Below are 13,884 nucleotides of genomic sequence, written 5' to 3'. Positions count from 1 at the left end.
TTTAATTCCGCCATTTGAATTTTAATTTAGCAACATCAGGATGGGCATAACGGACACCGTGTGCCGACACCCTTCAGGCACAGGTTGCTGCATTTGCTGAAACGATGGCAATCACCCGGGCCCATTTACCCGAGTCAAAATTGACTCGGCCTTGGCAGCAAAATAGTGTGGCAAACAAGCTGCAGTAGTCAGGGAGGATGGGAGCAAAAAACGGGTAGGTAATACCAGGATAGAAATTGCCGCATCGATATGCCGGAAGCGGGGCGGCAGCGACGACCAGCGCCGGGCAGAGCTATCCTGAAGAGTGACAGACACAACAGGCACCGGCATTGCACCGGCACCTGTTCAACAACAATTACTTGGCGAACTTGGCCGCAAGCATGCTCAATTTTTCAGCATGTAACCGGTCGGCTTCGGCGCTCAGGCGTGCTTCTTCTTCCTTGGCCCGCGCTGCCTTGCGCTGATCCGCCTCTTTCTTGAAGCGTTCTTTGAGCAGCGTGGATGCGCGCAGCCGATGTTCGTCGGTGAGCGCCTCGCCGGGCTGGCCGTCGAGATCAAAGCGGTTGCTGGCTTTTTCAACCGACTTCAGATACCGCAGCGAATTGGTGTGCTGGCCGAGGGCGATGCGCAAAATCTTGCGCGGCAATTCGGGCTGGCGTGCAATCAGCTGTTTGTCGATGCCGATTGCCAGCGGCAGGCAATCACGAAAGGCCGGGAAAGTTTGCTGGAGTTCTTTCAGCAGGACGCGGGCGGCCTGAACAGGATTGGGGGCAGGGGCAGGGGCAGGGGCAGGGGCAGGAGTCGGGGAAGTCATTCAGAAAATTGTACGCAGACAGAAGATAAAAGAAAACCGAGGATAGCATGCCGCCATCAGGCTTTGCGGTTGTTGCGGCATGACGACCATCAATGCGCCCCACCGGCATCGGCCGGCAGAGCCGAGCGCGACGGTTTGGTCATCCAGACCAGGCCGATCAGTGCCAGGAACAGGATCGAGGATATCCAGAAAATATCGGTAGCTGCCATGGTGCTGGCCTGCACGCTCATGGTCCGTTCGATCACGGCATAGGCGCCCTGCTCCGTCAGCCCCTGGGCGGTCAATCCCTGCACGGCCTGGGCAAATGCCGGGGCCTGCGCACTGGTGTGCTCTGCCAGCTGCGCGTGGTGCAGCGCGGTGCGGCTGTCCCACAGCGTCGAGGTGACCGAGGTGCCGATGCCACCGAACATGATCCGCACGAAGTTCGACAGGCCGGCTGCGGCCGGAATCTTGTCGGGCGGCTGGCCGGACAAAATGATCGCGGTGAGCGGAATGAAGAACATCGCCATCGCCGCACCCTGGATGATGGTCGGGATCATCAGCGTCATCGTGTCGACGTCCGGCGTGAATTGCGCCCGCATGTAAAACACCAGCGAAAAGATCAGGAACGCCCCCGTCGCCACCCAGCGCGCATCGATTTTCGGCAGCAACTTGCCGACCAGTGGCGACAGCAGGATGGCAAAGATGCCGACCGGCGCCATGACCTTGCCGGCCTCGGTGGCGGTATACGCAATCTGGGTTTGCAGCCACAGCGGCAGAATGACCAGGCTGCCGAAGAACAAGCCGTAGGCGACCGAAATGGCGATCACGCCACCGCTGAAATTGCGGCCCTTGAACAGTGACAGGTCCACCACCGGATGATCGTCACCGAGCTCCCAGATGATGAAGTAGATGAAGGACACGACCGCCACGGCGCCCAGCAGGATGATCTCGCCGGAGTTGAACCAGTCGAGTTCCTTGCCCTTGTCGAGCATCAGTTGCAGGCAGCCTACCCACAGCACCAGCAGCACCAGCCCGACCTTGTCGATCGGCAGTTTTCGGATTGCGGTTTCACGCTTGTGATAAATCGACCATGTCGCCCACGCGGTAAAAATGCCGATCGGGATATTGATATAAAAGATCCACGGCCACGTGTAGTTGTCAGAAATCCAGCCACCCAGCAAGGGCCCCATAATAGGCGCCACCAGCGTGGTCATGCCCCAGAAGGCCAGCGCCATGCCGCTTTTGGCGGGCGGATAACTCGATAACAATAGCGCCTGCGACAACGGAATCATCGGCCCGGCGACAGCGCCCTGCAGCACGCGCGCAGCGATCAGCATCTCGATGCTGGGCGCCATGCCGCACAGGAACGAGGCCATCACGAAGAGCAGGATCGAGGTGACGAACAGCTTGACCTGACCGATACGCATCGTCAGCCAGCCAGTCAGCGGCACCGAAATGGCATTGGCCACCGCGAACGACGTGATGACCCAGGTGCCCTGTTGCGGCGACACGCCCATGTCGCCGGAAATGGCCGGAATCGACACGTTGGCGATCGACGAATCGAGCACATTCATGAACACCGCCAGCGACAACGCCATCGTGCCGAGCACGAGCTGTCCGCCTTGTAGTGGTTGTAAAGCAGGTCGGGCTGGTGCGGTCATGGTCGTCGTCCGTGAAATCTGAGTCGGTAATTCATCGGACGCAGATCAATGGGTCGCGTTGACGATTTTTTTGGTCCCTGCGCTGCCAGTGCCGGCACCGGTGTCACTCCCGCTGTTCTCGCGAATGATGCGGCTGATCAGCTCGCTGGCATCCTTGCCTGCGGTATCAAACGCCATGGTCTGATATACCGGCGAAGTGCGCGGCGCAGTACGCGCCGCCGCATTCGACGTCAGTGAAGTGCCGGCCGCGTCGGCAATATCGACCTTGACCTGCATCGAGACACCAATGCGCAACGGTTGGGCTTCCAGCTCTTTCGGATCGAGCATGATGCGCACCGGCACGCGCTGAACCACCTTGATCCAGTTGCCACTGGCATTTTGCGTCGGCAGCAGCGCAAACGCGGCGCCTGTACCGGCTGCCAGCCCGGTGACCTTGCCGTGATAGGTCACGTCCGAGCCGTACAGGTCGGAATGCAGCGTCACCGGCTGGCCGATGCGCATCGAGGCGATCTGAACTTCTTTGAAATTGGCATCGACCCACAGGCGATTGAGCGGCACGATCGACAACAGTGGCGCGCCGGCCGCCACACGCTGGCCAACCTGAACCGAGCGTTTAGCGATGTAACCGGTGATCGGCGCCGGCAGCGTGGTGCGGCTGGCTGCCAGATAGGCCGCCTGCACCTGGCCGGCGGCACGCAGCACGCTCGGGTGCTGCGCCACCGAGGTATGGTCGGTCAGCACGCGATTCGATGCCAGCTGTTCGCGCGTGGCGGCCACGGCGGACTCGGCGCTTTGCAGTGCGGTACGGGCATGTTCGAGTTCTTCTTTCGACACGGCGCCGGACCCGATCAGCTCCTGCCGGCGTGCCAGATCGGCGCGGGCGCGATCCAGATCGCTATTGCGCAGGGTGACATTGGCATTGAGAGTGCCATTGTTGACGAACAGCGTACGCACTTCGCGTACTGCCTGCGCGAGTTGCGCCGTGGCCTGGTCGAGCGCGACATTGGCATCGGCGGCATCGAGCACGATCAGCGGTTTGCCGGCCTCCACCAGTTCGGTATCGTCGGCATTGATGGCGATGACGGTGCCACTGACCTGCGGCGTGACCTGCACCACATTTCCTGCGACGTAGGCGTCATCGGTACTTTCGAAGTGGCGTGCAAAGATCACCCACCAGATGCCATAGGCGATCAATAGCAGCACCAGCACCACCGTCGTGATGAGCAGCAGCACGCGACGCTTGCCGCTGGCAGGTTTTACGGCTGCAGCGGGTGCCGCCGGTGCAGCAGGTGCGGCCGCCTGGGGAACCGGTTGAGGAGCCGGGTTTGACACGTTCTCGGGTGGATTCATGATGCGGCTTTGACAGGAAGTGAAATTACGGAAGAAGTTTTTACCGGAGCAACCAGCCCGGCCGCGCCGGCATCGAAGCCGCCGCCGAGTGCCTTGACCAAACCAACCTGCAGGTCGGCCATGCGCATGCGTACGTCAAGTTCGATGCGTTGCTGCTGCAGCAAATTGGCTTCGGATGCCAGCACCTGCAACAGATTGGCAGTACCGACCCGCTGGCGCTGCTCCGACAAACGCAGCGACCGGGACGCCGCCCGTACGGCGCTTTGCTGCAAATCACGCTGGCGCGCGGCACCACGCAGTGACTGGACCTGGTCGGCGACATCACGCAGCGCCTCGGTCAGCGTCTGGTTGTAGGTGGCAACAGCCATGTCGTAGGCCGCGACCTTGCCCTTGAGCCGCGCCCGCAACACGCCGCTTTCAAAAATCGGCAGGCGAATCGCCGGACCGATACCGGCGATCGTGCTGCCGCTATTGATCAGGTTCGACAAACCCAGGCTGGACAGACCGGCAAACGCAGTCAGGTTCACGTTCGGATAGAACTCGGTGCGGGCCGTGTCGATTTCTCCCTGCAACGCTTCGACATGCCAGCGTGCGGCCACGATATCGGGCCGGCGGCCCAGCAATTCCAGCGGCAGCGCGTCCGGCAACGCCATGTCGACGTTAGCCGCTGGCAGCGGACGGTCTATCGTCAGACCACGGTCGGGCCCCTTGCCCAGCAAGGCAGCCAGCTGATTGCGGGTCAGCGCCAGCGCTTCCTGCCATTGCGCCTGCTCGGTGCGCAGGTTGTCTAGCTGCAGCTGACCGATCTGGTTGTCGCTCTGGTTGTCCAGCCCGGCGGCAATCCGGCGCAGGGTCAGGTCATTGAGTTTGCGGCGCACGGCGTGCTGCTGCTCGATCATGTCGAGCTGTTGCGTCTGGCGATGCAGCATCATCCAGCCATGCGCGACGGCAGAGGCCAGCGTCAGTCGCGCACTGTATTGCTCGGCCTCGGCCACGTTGCCCTGCGCCAGAACGGCCCGCAATTCTGCGGCGTGGCGGCCCCAGAAATCGAGGTCATACGAAAAACTCGCCGCCAACTGATTATCCGAACGCACCGCACCAGCCAGTGGCGGCGGGATGATGCCATTCTCGGTGTAGCGCTGGTAGGTACTGGTGAAACTGCCGCCGACCGTCGGTCCGGCCGCGCCGCGGGTGGCGTCGGCCAGCGCCTGCGCAGCATTGATGCGCGCCGCGGCGACTTGCAGACCGGGATTGCCTGCCAGCGCCTCGTCGACCAATGCCTGCAGCGCCGTGCCGCCAAGCTGCGTGGGCCAGTCCATCGCAGGCCATGTGCCACCTTGTGCAGGCAAGCTGCGGGCAGTGGCGAATTCGGTGCCGGAACGGGTTTGCGCCGTACTGCGGATATCGCCGGAGCTGACGCAACCAGACATCATCGCGGACACCAGCAGCGTACCCATGACGGCTTTGATGGCGACGCCGGGCGGGGATGCAATGAGTAAATGCTTCATGGTATTTTTATTGTTTGCTCAGGCAAAGGGTTTTCAAGTGGATTTCAGGAAGATGCGCTGACTGGCTCTGCCGCCTCGCCATTGACCAGTATGCGTCTCAGCAACGATTTCAGGAATCCCAGTTCCTCGGCACTCAGGCCGGCAAAGTTGCGCTCGCGTGCCGCGATATAGATTTCTGGCAGCTGCCCGGCCAGCGTTTTTCCGGCTACCGTCAGCTGCAACATCAGCGAGCGCCGGTCCACACCGCTCTGCAGGCGAACCACCAGATCCCGCTTGACCAAACGGTCAACCATGCGCGTCATCGCTGCCGCGTCGATATATAACTCACGTGCCAGCTGCGACGCGGTATCGAAACGCCCGGACATCAACATCAGCAGGATGCCGCCCTGGGCATGCGTAATGCCATGCGCCGACAATGCCTCATCGATCGACTTTGCCAGTTGTGCGCGCACGCGCCCCAGCAGATAGCCGACGCTTTCTTCAACGAAGTACGGTGGGAGATTCTCGGATGCGCTCACGATGCCTGACGATTATTGATTGACCAGGCAAGCAATATACGCGAGTTAACGATTATGTGTGTGCTGGCTTTGTCGCCATTAACAAAATATGACAATGCCAGAACAACGGTCCGTGGAGAGGGATGCTCAAGGCAATGCAGGTTTCGGCGGCTCCTGGTTCGACACAATGCCGTTGCGCGCCAGGATGACAGACGACGAACATGATGACCGGCATGGTTTGCGATGAAAAAATCACGCAATGTCGGCCTGAGCAAAAGCAAGTCGTCGAAATTTTGTAGGGGGAATTGATGTCGCCGGAGCAGCGGATCGCGTCCGACGGCCGAATCTATTAGACAACCGATCGGTGGTCAGGACCATACGAAAATGGTGGGCGGTGCGGGTTTCGAACCTGCGACCCCTGCCGTGTGAAGGCAGTGCTCTACCCCTGAGCTAACCGCCCGTTTCGGCCCGAATTATTGCACGAAAACGGCGACAAACGCTATCTTCGCGCGCAATCAATTTACAGCCGTGCGCCAGAGCGAGGTGCCACGCATTTCCTTGTCCAGACTATTCAATGCCGCTTCATGTTCAGCAAGCTCGTCATCGCTGGCAGGCAGCAGGATGATTTCGGCCAACGGCACCAGTTCAAGCTCGACATCCGGGTTCTGCGCATCATCGTCGTCGCCCAGATCCATGCTCAGGCTGTTCTGTCCCCGTGTCATGGCAAGATAGACTTCCGCCAGCAACTCTGCATCCAGCAAGGCGCCGTGCAAAGCGCGATGGGCGTTCGATACGCCATAACGATCGCACAACGAATCCAGTGAATTGCGCTTGCCGGGATGCATCTCTTTGGCCTGGACCAACGTGTCGATAACGCCACCGACCTGTGCATTGAATAGCGGGATGTCCAGGCGCTTGAATTCGGCATCCAGAAAACCGATGTCGAACGGCGCGTTATGGATGATGACTTCGGCGCCGCTGATGTAATCGCGCAGCTCGGCAACGATCTCGGCGAATTTTGGCTTGTCGCTCAGGAACTCGGTCGTCAAACCATGCACCGCCAGTGCGCCGTCTTCGGAGTCGCGCTCGGGGTTGATATAACAATGAAAATTCCTGCCGGTCAGCTGGCGGTTGATCAGCTCGACGCAGCCGACTTCGATGATGCGATCACCGGCGCGTGGATTGAGACCCGTGGTTTCCGTGTCCAGAACGATTTGTCGCATGAATTCCTGATACCGTTTAATGAAAGAATTAGGGGGGCGAGTGACTTTACCTGATCGATTCGACACCGCGATTGGCCAGGCTATCGGCGCGCTCATTGCCGACGTGACCGGAGTGCCCGCGTACCCAGCGCCACTGAATCTGATGCATCTGCTGGGCAGCGTCGAGCGCTTGCCACAGGTCGACATTCTTGACCGGCTCGCGGGCGGCAGTTTTCCAGCCACGCTTTTTCCAGCCATGTATCCATTCGCTAATGCCTTTTTGAACATACTGGCTGTCGGTATGCACGATGACGTCACACGGACGCCGCAATATCGTCAGCGCTTCGATGACGGCCTTGAGTTCCATCCGGTTGTTGGTGGTATCCCGCTCGCCGCCAAACAGTTCTTTTTCATTGATGCCAGCAACCAGCCAGGCACCCCAGCCGCCACGACCGGGATTCCCCTTGCAGGCGCCATCGGTATAAATCTCTACTTTGTCCATAGTCATATTTTCTTTTGCACTTTATTGGTAACGACTACGCCTTGCGTGACGCCGGCTTTTTGCTCGCGCCATGCGGGACCGATCAGCCGCACACCCTTGACGCGTTTGATCGCATGCACGATGTAGACAGCGCCGAGATACGGCCAGCATTGCGCACTGATTTTTTCCAGGAACGAAAACCGCTCAAGCCACTGCGTCGTCTTGCACGCTGGCGCATAACAGCCGAAATGTCCGTGGTCGACCTCCATGCTCAGTAGCTTGAGCCAATCTTTCAAGCGTGGCATGCCGATGAATTCGCCGTCCAGCGGCAAAAAAGCCGAACCCACCAGACGCCCCGCCATTTGACGAACACCCCACAGGCTGGCCGGATTGAAGCCGCAAATAATCAAGTGGCCTTCCGGCCGCAAGACACGTTCGACCTCACGCAGTACCTGGTGCGGTTCACGTGAAAACTCCAGTACGTGGGGCAGCACCACCAGATCCAGACTCTTGGACGCAAACGGCAATTCACCCAGGTCATGTGCAATGGCAACCGACGGTATCCACTCTGATGCACTGTCGATATGGGTATCGGCGAGCCACTTGTTGGGCATGCGATTGGCACCCAGCGCATTCATTTGCGGCAAACCAATTTGCATTGCATTGAAGCCAAAAATATCCGCTGTCAACCTGTCGAGGCATTGCTGCTCCCACGCGCGGACGTAGGTCCCGGCTTCGCTATCGAGCCAGGAACCGAGCGCTATAATGGTTTTTTCTGAAGGTGGCATATCCATGGCAACGATACGTGTTCTGGCGGTTCCCGCTTTTGATAGTAATTATTTATGGTTAATTCATGACGGAATGCATGCCGCCGTGGTGGACCCGGGTGATGCAAAACCTGTTCTTGAAGCGCTCGATGCCAACGGTTTAACGTTGGTCGCTATTCTACTGACTCATCATCACGCTGACCATATTGGTGGTGTTCCGGAGCTGTTGCGCCATGTATCGGTGCCCGTTTTCGGCCCTGCCAATGACGGTATTGCGGTGGTCACGCAACCGCTTTCACAGGGCGATATCGTGTCGCTCCCTGAACTCGCTCTTGCGCTGGAGGTGCTGGATGTGCCGGGTCACACACGCGGGCATATTGCCTTCCATGCGCCGCGTCAGCATTGGCTGTTTTGTGGCGACACGTTGTTTGCCGGTGGCTGCGGGCGCCTGTTTGAAGGCACCCCGACGCAGTTGAATGACTCGCTGCAAAAACTGGCAGCGTTGCCGGGACAGACCGAGGTGTACTGCGCGCATGAGTACACGATGGCCAACTTGCGCTTTGCGCTGGAAGTCGAACCGGACAACCCGGCACTGATAGACCGCATTGCCACGGAGCAGAAAAAGCGCGATATCGGGCAACCGACCGTGCCATCGACCATTGCCATCGAGCGCGCAACCAATCCGTTCTTGAGAACGCATTCACCAACGATAGTCAGCCGCCTTCGACATGCGGGAAGGCTCGATAGTGATGCCGGCGTTGCTGCGTTCGCCGCGCTGCGCTCCTGGAAGAACACGTTTGCCTGAACCAGCAGCGACGTCAAATCTGCCGCCGCAACGACCCGTGCAGTGACATCGTTATCCTGTATTCTTTGCGGCCGGCGCTGCGCCACGGTCAATTTCTGCAACGACGTAGTCGCACGTTGCCGCGTGCGAGACGTTCGCATGCGACCTGCTTGCGGGCTTGTCAGAAATTAAAGTTGAACGCTGGCGAATCTTTTTTGCAAATCCCGGTCTATGGATGGATTGCCAACCTCGTCAGTGAGGATGGCGCACGGACACAGTACTCCGACGCGAAAAGCAAGCGCCGGAGTCGCCAATTATTCTGTAACTTTTCTTGACGCAACAAAAGTTACTTACGTACACTAATCGATGATCTTGATGACACGGCTGCATCGAGTCCGAGTCCGAAAAAAAGGAACCCACCCATGCAGCAAATGAAACTCCGTGCCATTACTTTCGCAGCATGTTTATTACTGGGCACGCCCTTCGCGACCCACGCCAACGACCTCACCATCTCCCCTGCTTTCAGCGACTCCACCTACGATCCGAGCGACCCTGCCACGCAGGTGATCACCATGGAAGAACTGGATGTCTGGGGGCGTATCCGCAACGGCTTCGGCATCCCTGACCTGGATAACCCGCTGGTCATCAGCCAGACCAATTGGTACAGCGCACGACCCGAATACATCCAGCGCACCACCGTACGTGCATCACGCTATCTGTTCCATGTTCTGCAGGAGCTCGAAAAGCGCGATATGCCCACCGAACTGGCGCTGCTGCCGTTCATCGAATCTGCATTCAATCCGGAAGCCTTTTCATCCGCCAAGGCATCGGGCATGTGGCAGTTCATTCCGTCGACCGGGCTCGACTTCAACCTGAAACAGACCATGTTCAAGGATGAGCGACGCGATGTGCTGGCGTCCACCGATGCCGCTCTGACCTATCTGCAAAAACTGCATGGCATGTTCGGTGACTGGCAACTCGCCCTGGCAGCCTATAACTGGGGCGAAGGGTCGGTACAGCGCGCGATCAAGAAAAATCAGGCGGCAGGATTGCCGATCGACTTCAACAGCCTCTCGCCGTTGATGCCTGTCGAAACCCGCAATTACGTACCCAAACTGCAGGCCGTCAAGAACATCATCGCCACACCTGGCGCTTTTGGCATCACCCTGCCAAAAGCGGATAACCAGCCCTACTTCGTCACCATCGGCAAGACCCGCGACATCGATCTGAAAGTGGCAGCACAGCTGGCCGAGTTATCACTGGAAGAATTCAAGGCGCTCAATCCGCAATTCAATCGCCCCGTCATTACCGGAAGCTCCAGCACCAAGATCTTGTTGCCGCAACAAAATGCCGAAAAATTCAAGATCAATCTGGCGCAATGGAATCGTCCGCTGTCGTCCTGGATGGCACATGTCGTGACCAAGCGCGAACGCATCGAAGCGATCGCTGCATTATTCGACACCGAACCGCAACTGCTGCGCGAGGTGAACCACATTCCGCCAAATATGCGCTTGAAAGCTGGCTCGACGATACTCGTACCGAAGACGGCCAAAGCGCCCGAAACCGATATCGCTACCGAACACGCAGTGATGTCGATCGAACCGGATGTACCGGATACCCGTCGCATCACGGTGCGCGTGGGCAAACGCGATAGCCTGGCGTCGATCGCGCATCGCTACAAGGTGACCGTCGCGCAGGTGAAAAGCTGGAACGATCTGGTCCATGACAAGGTGACCAGCGGGCAATCCCTGCACGTACAGGTTCCCTATCGTCTGGCCACCAGAAAGTCGGCTCCGGCCTCGCGTCGGGTGGCGGCAGCCAGCTCGCGCGGCAAAGTCGTGCAGGCATCCGCGAAGTCAGGCAACAAGACAGGCAAAAAACCAAACGGCCCTATCCTCGCATCGGCTCGTTAAACCGTTGCGACCGGAACCGGACACGATATACCGCAACCCGCAGCTGTTTGCCGATTGCGGCACCCGTTACAGGTCGCAGCGCTACTGAATACTTGCCGGCCGGACGCCGGTCCTGCCAATGCTTGCCGCGACTGCACTGAACCCCTACAATCTCGTTCAGTTTGAAAGTCGGCTCCGGCTGCACGATCCCGATAACCCCGATTGACCGGTATACGTCTGCGCTGTCTCCGGAACGCAGGCGCTTTATTGCCAATCAATCCCCAGGAGTTCTGCATGGCGTTTTTGCAAGGCAAGAAAATTCTCATTACCGGCTTGCTATCGAATCGTTCGATCGCTTACGGTATCGCTGCCGCCTGCAAACGTGAAGGTGCCGAACTGGCGTTCACGTATGTTGGCGAGCGCTTCAAAGAGCGCACCATCGATTTCGCGCGCGAGTTCGACAGCGAACTGATTTTTGATTGTGACGTCGGTAGCGATGAGCAAATTACCGCCTTATTCACTGACCTGGCAAAATCCTGGGACCAGCTCGACGGCTTGGTGCATGCGATCGGTTTTGCGCCACGCGAAGCAATTGCCGGTGATTTCCTGGACGGCTTGTCGCGCGAGGGCTTCAAGATTGCCCATGACATCTCGGCCTACAGCTTCCCGGCGATGGCAAAAGCCGCATTGCCGATGCTCAAACCAAATGCCGCATTGCTGACCCTGACCTATCTCGGCGCGATCCGCTCGCTACCTAACTACAACACGATGGGACTTGCCAAGGCGTCTCTGGAAGCCAGCGTGCGCTACATGGCGGAATCGCTGGGCCCGAAGGGTGTGCGCGTCAACGGTATTTCCGCGGGACCGATCAAGACGCTGGCCGCCAGTGGCATCAAGGACTTCGGCAAAATTCTGAACTTCGTGAAGACACATTCGCCGCTGCGCCGCAACGTAACGCAAGAAGATGTTGGCAATGCGGCGGCGTTCTTGCTGTCGGATCTGGCAGCTGGAATTACTGGCGAGATCACCTACGTCGACGGTGGGTTTTCGCATGTGGTCGGCGGTATCGCCGAATAGTCGGCTCCGGAAAATGGTACCGGGCGACGGTTTTCTGGGCGCTCCAACCAGTTGCCTTCGGAAATTGCTCTGCGGTTCGCCGCAGCGCAATAAAAAATTGGACACAGCGCACCTTTCCCCTGTACACTTCGGCTCGTTCATCGCGCAACGCAGTGAACATAGCAGCATCGCAAACCCTCAGCATTAACGATAAGCCCCCCGCCTCCAGGTGTTGAACTTTGAACACCGCTCCGGCGCAAAGCTTTATGTGCCGAAATTTCTCAGAATACTAGAATACTCTTAGCTGTTTCGATGGTTGGCGTTGCATTTTTTTGCGCTTTCGCACGCACTTTATCCGGTGCCGCGCAGCGCTGATATTACGAAAGAAAATAATGACTTTTGAAGCTCTCGGCCTCCACACGTCCGTCATCAAAGCACTTACCGAATCCGGCTATACCAAGCCTACCAGTGTCCAGGAACAAGCAATCCCAGCCGCCATCGAAGGCCGCGACCTGCTGGTTTCGTCGCAGACCGGTTCGGGCAAAACCGCCGCATTCATGCTGCCAGCACTGCACAAATTCGCCACCGCTGCCGACCTGCAATTGGCCGACACCAGCAAGACCGCAAATCAGGAAAAACAATCCGCACTGGCCCGTGGCGAGCGTCCGCGTTTCAAGGCTGCCCAGCCAAAAATGCTGGTACTGACCCCAACCCGCGAACTGGCTTTGCAAGTCACCACAGCAACCGACAAGTACGGTTCACAAATGCGCCGCATCAAAGCAGTGTCGATTTTGGGTGGCATGCCTTACCCGAAACAGATGCAATTGCTGGCCAAGAATCCGGAAATCCTGGTTGCCACTCCTGGTCGTTTGATCGACCACATGGAATCGGGCAAAATCGATTTCTCGCAACTTGAAATTCTGGTGCTCGACGAAGCCGACCGCATGCTGGACATGGGTTTCATCGACGACATCGAAAAGATCGTTGCTGCTACACCGGAAAGCCGTCAAACCATGCTGTTCTCGGCAACGCTGGACGGCGTCGTCGGCAACATGGCAAAGCGCATCACCAAAAACCCGATGATCATCCAGATCGCCGGTTCCGCAACCAAGCACGAGAACATCAGCCAGCGCGTTCACTTTGTCGACGATCTGTCGCACAAGAATCGCCTGCTTGACCATCTGCTGCGTGATGAAACCATGGACCAGGCTGTTGTGTTCACCGCTACCAAGCGTGATGCAGACACCATCGCTGATCGTCTGAACATCGCCGGTTTCGCTGCTGCCGCACTGCATGGTGACATGCATCAGGGCGCTCGTAACCGCACCCTCGACGGCATGCGTCGCGGTCAGGTCCGTGTTCTGGTAGCCACCGACGTCGCTGCCCGCGGTATCGATGTGCCAGCGATCACTCACGTGTTCAACTACGACCTGCCTAAGTTCCCTGAAGACTACGTTCACCGTATCGGTCGTACCGGCCGCGCCGGTCGTAACGGTATCGCTGTATCGCTGGTGAACCATGCTGAAGGCATCAACGTCAAACGCATCGAGCGTTTCACGAAGCAGCTGATCCCGGTTGAAGTCATCGAAGGCTTTGAGCCGAAGAAGACAGCATCCGCTCCACGCGCTGGCCAAAAGCCAGGCGGCTGGAAACCAGGCGACAACCGCACAGCGGCCAAGCCGGGCCAGCGTACTTTCAGCAAGCCGTCGGCACCACGCAAAGATGGCAGCAGCTTCAGCAAAGGCCCACGTACCGGCGACGCTGGTGGTGCAGCCCGTCGCTCATATGGCGACCGTTAATACCTGAAATCGCTAACTGATACCTGATACCTGGCCTGAACAAGGTCAGCAGTCAATAAAAAACCTCCGTACCGGCATTGCCGGCACGGAG

Annotated in this window: 12 protein-coding genes and 1 tRNA gene; 4 read left to right on the top strand and 9 right to left on the bottom strand. The window is 58.4% G+C overall.

From position 1 onward, the window contains the following. Nucleotides 1-355 precede the first annotated feature (355 nt). The 9 genes from ABD720_RS03090 to ABD720_RS03050 form a co-directional block, all read right to left on the bottom strand. Entirely contained in the window at nucleotides 356-814 is a 459-nt protein-coding gene (locus ABD720_RS03090) for a ProQ/FINO family protein (RefSeq protein WP_344761756.1), read from the bottom strand. Between the two features lie 89 nt (nucleotides 815-903). Then, nucleotides 904-2,457 (bottom strand): DHA2 family efflux MFS transporter permease subunit, encoded by a 1,554-nt coding sequence (locus tag ABD720_RS03085; protein ID WP_344761755.1) that lies wholly within the window; start codon nucleotides 2,455-2,457, stop codon nucleotides 904-906. A 45-nt stretch (nucleotides 2,458-2,502) separates the two neighbouring features. Then, nucleotides 2,503-3,807, bottom strand: coding sequence for an HlyD family secretion protein (locus ABD720_RS03080; protein ID WP_344761754.1), 1,305 nt, complete (start codon nucleotides 3,805-3,807; stop codon nucleotides 2,503-2,505). After that, nucleotides 3,804-5,315, bottom strand: a complete 1,512-nt coding sequence (locus ABD720_RS03075) for an efflux transporter outer membrane subunit (protein ID WP_344761753.1) — start codon at nucleotides 5,313-5,315, stop codon at nucleotides 3,804-3,806. Before ABD720_RS03075 ends, ABD720_RS03080 begins: the two co-directional genes overlap by 4 nt. A gap of 44 nt (nucleotides 5,316-5,359) precedes the next feature. Next, nucleotides 5,360-5,833 (bottom strand): MarR family winged helix-turn-helix transcriptional regulator, encoded by a 474-nt coding sequence (locus ABD720_RS03070; RefSeq protein WP_344761752.1) that lies wholly within the window; start codon nucleotides 5,831-5,833, stop codon nucleotides 5,360-5,362. A gap of 364 nt (nucleotides 5,834-6,197) precedes the next feature. Beyond that, nucleotides 6,198-6,272: transfer RNA gene (locus tag ABD720_RS03065), tRNA-Val, on the bottom strand. A 55-nt stretch (nucleotides 6,273-6,327) separates the two neighbouring features. Next, nucleotides 6,328-7,035 carry a DNA polymerase III subunit epsilon gene (gene dnaQ, locus ABD720_RS03060; protein ID WP_344761751.1) on the bottom strand — a complete coding sequence of 236 codons (708 nt, stop codon included), beginning with the start codon at nucleotides 7,033-7,035 and terminating at the stop codon, nucleotides 6,328-6,330. 46 nt (nucleotides 7,036-7,081) lie between these two features. Further along, complete coding sequence (gene rnhA, locus ABD720_RS03055; protein WP_344761750.1) at nucleotides 7,082-7,516, bottom strand: ribonuclease HI; 435 nt, start codon at nucleotides 7,514-7,516, stop codon at nucleotides 7,082-7,084. A gap of 2 nt (nucleotides 7,517-7,518) precedes the next feature. Continuing rightward, nucleotides 7,519-8,289, bottom strand: a complete 771-nt coding sequence (locus ABD720_RS03050) for a class I SAM-dependent methyltransferase (RefSeq protein ID WP_344761749.1) — start codon at nucleotides 8,287-8,289, stop codon at nucleotides 7,519-7,521. Here ABD720_RS03050 and gloB point away from each other — a divergent pair. From gloB to ABD720_RS03030, 4 genes are all read left to right on the top strand, one after another. Further along, complete coding sequence (gene gloB / locus ABD720_RS03045) at nucleotides 8,288-9,067, top strand: hydroxyacylglutathione hydrolase (RefSeq protein ID WP_344761748.1); 780 nt, start codon at nucleotides 8,288-8,290, stop codon at nucleotides 9,065-9,067. The two genes, ABD720_RS03050 and gloB, sit on opposite strands and share 2 nt — an antisense overlap. 401 nt (nucleotides 9,068-9,468) lie before the next feature. Further along, the gene (locus ABD720_RS03040) at nucleotides 9,469-10,959 is read left to right on the top strand and encodes a transglycosylase SLT domain-containing protein (RefSeq protein WP_344761747.1); all 1,491 of its coding nucleotides are present in this window, start codon (nucleotides 9,469-9,471) and stop codon (nucleotides 10,957-10,959) included. 273 nt (nucleotides 10,960-11,232) lie between these two features. Continuing rightward, complete coding sequence (gene fabI, locus ABD720_RS03035; RefSeq protein ID WP_344761746.1) at nucleotides 11,233-12,015, top strand: enoyl-ACP reductase FabI; 783 nt, start codon at nucleotides 11,233-11,235, stop codon at nucleotides 12,013-12,015. A gap of 371 nt (nucleotides 12,016-12,386) precedes the next feature. Continuing rightward, the gene (locus ABD720_RS03030; RefSeq protein ID WP_344761745.1) at nucleotides 12,387-13,793 is read left to right on the top strand and encodes a DEAD/DEAH box helicase; all 1,407 of its coding nucleotides are present in this window, start codon (nucleotides 12,387-12,389) and stop codon (nucleotides 13,791-13,793) included. The last annotated feature ends 91 nt before the right edge of the window (nucleotides 13,794-13,884 follow it).

This window comes from Actimicrobium antarcticum (assembly GCF_039536745.1).
Classification (GTDB): domain Bacteria; phylum Pseudomonadota; class Gammaproteobacteria; order Burkholderiales; family Burkholderiaceae_D; genus Actimicrobium; species Actimicrobium antarcticum.
This window is presented reverse-complemented; position numbering and strand designations above follow the sequence as displayed.

What these genes read in the sequence shown, in the direction of transcription:
- ABD720_RS03090 (WP_344761756.1), bottom strand. Translation starts at nt 814, where the DNA reads ATGACTTCCCCGACTCCTGCCCCTGCCCCTGCCCCTGCCCCTGCCCCC.
- ABD720_RS03085 (WP_344761755.1), bottom strand. Translation starts at nt 2,457, where the DNA reads ATGACCGCACCAGCCCGACCTGCTTTACAACCACTACAAGGCGGACAG.
- ABD720_RS03080 (WP_344761754.1), bottom strand. Translation starts at nt 3,807, where the DNA reads ATGAATCCACCCGAGAACGTGTCAAACCCGGCTCCTCAACCGGTTCCC.
- ABD720_RS03075 (WP_344761753.1), bottom strand. Translation starts at nt 5,315, where the DNA reads ATGAAGCATTTACTCATTGCATCCCCGCCCGGCGTCGCCATCAAAGCC.
- dnaQ (WP_344761751.1), bottom strand. Translation starts at nt 7,035, where the DNA reads ATGCGACAAATCGTTCTGGACACGGAAACCACGGGTCTCAATCCACGC.
- rnhA (WP_344761750.1), bottom strand. Translation starts at nt 7,516, where the DNA reads ATGGACAAAGTAGAGATTTATACCGATGGCGCCTGCAAGGGGAATCCC.
- gloB (WP_344761748.1), top strand. Translation starts at nt 8,288, where the DNA reads ATGGCAACGATACGTGTTCTGGCGGTTCCCGCTTTTGATAGTAATTAT.
- ABD720_RS03050 (WP_344761749.1), bottom strand. Translation starts at nt 8,289, where the DNA reads ATGGATATGCCACCTTCAGAAAAAACCATTATAGCGCTCGGTTCCTGG.
- ABD720_RS03040 (WP_344761747.1), top strand. Translation starts at nt 9,469, where the DNA reads ATGCAGCAAATGAAACTCCGTGCCATTACTTTCGCAGCATGTTTATTA.
- fabI (WP_344761746.1), top strand. Translation starts at nt 11,233, where the DNA reads ATGGCGTTTTTGCAAGGCAAGAAAATTCTCATTACCGGCTTGCTATCG.
- ABD720_RS03030 (WP_344761745.1), top strand. Translation starts at nt 12,387, where the DNA reads ATGACTTTTGAAGCTCTCGGCCTCCACACGTCCGTCATCAAAGCACTT.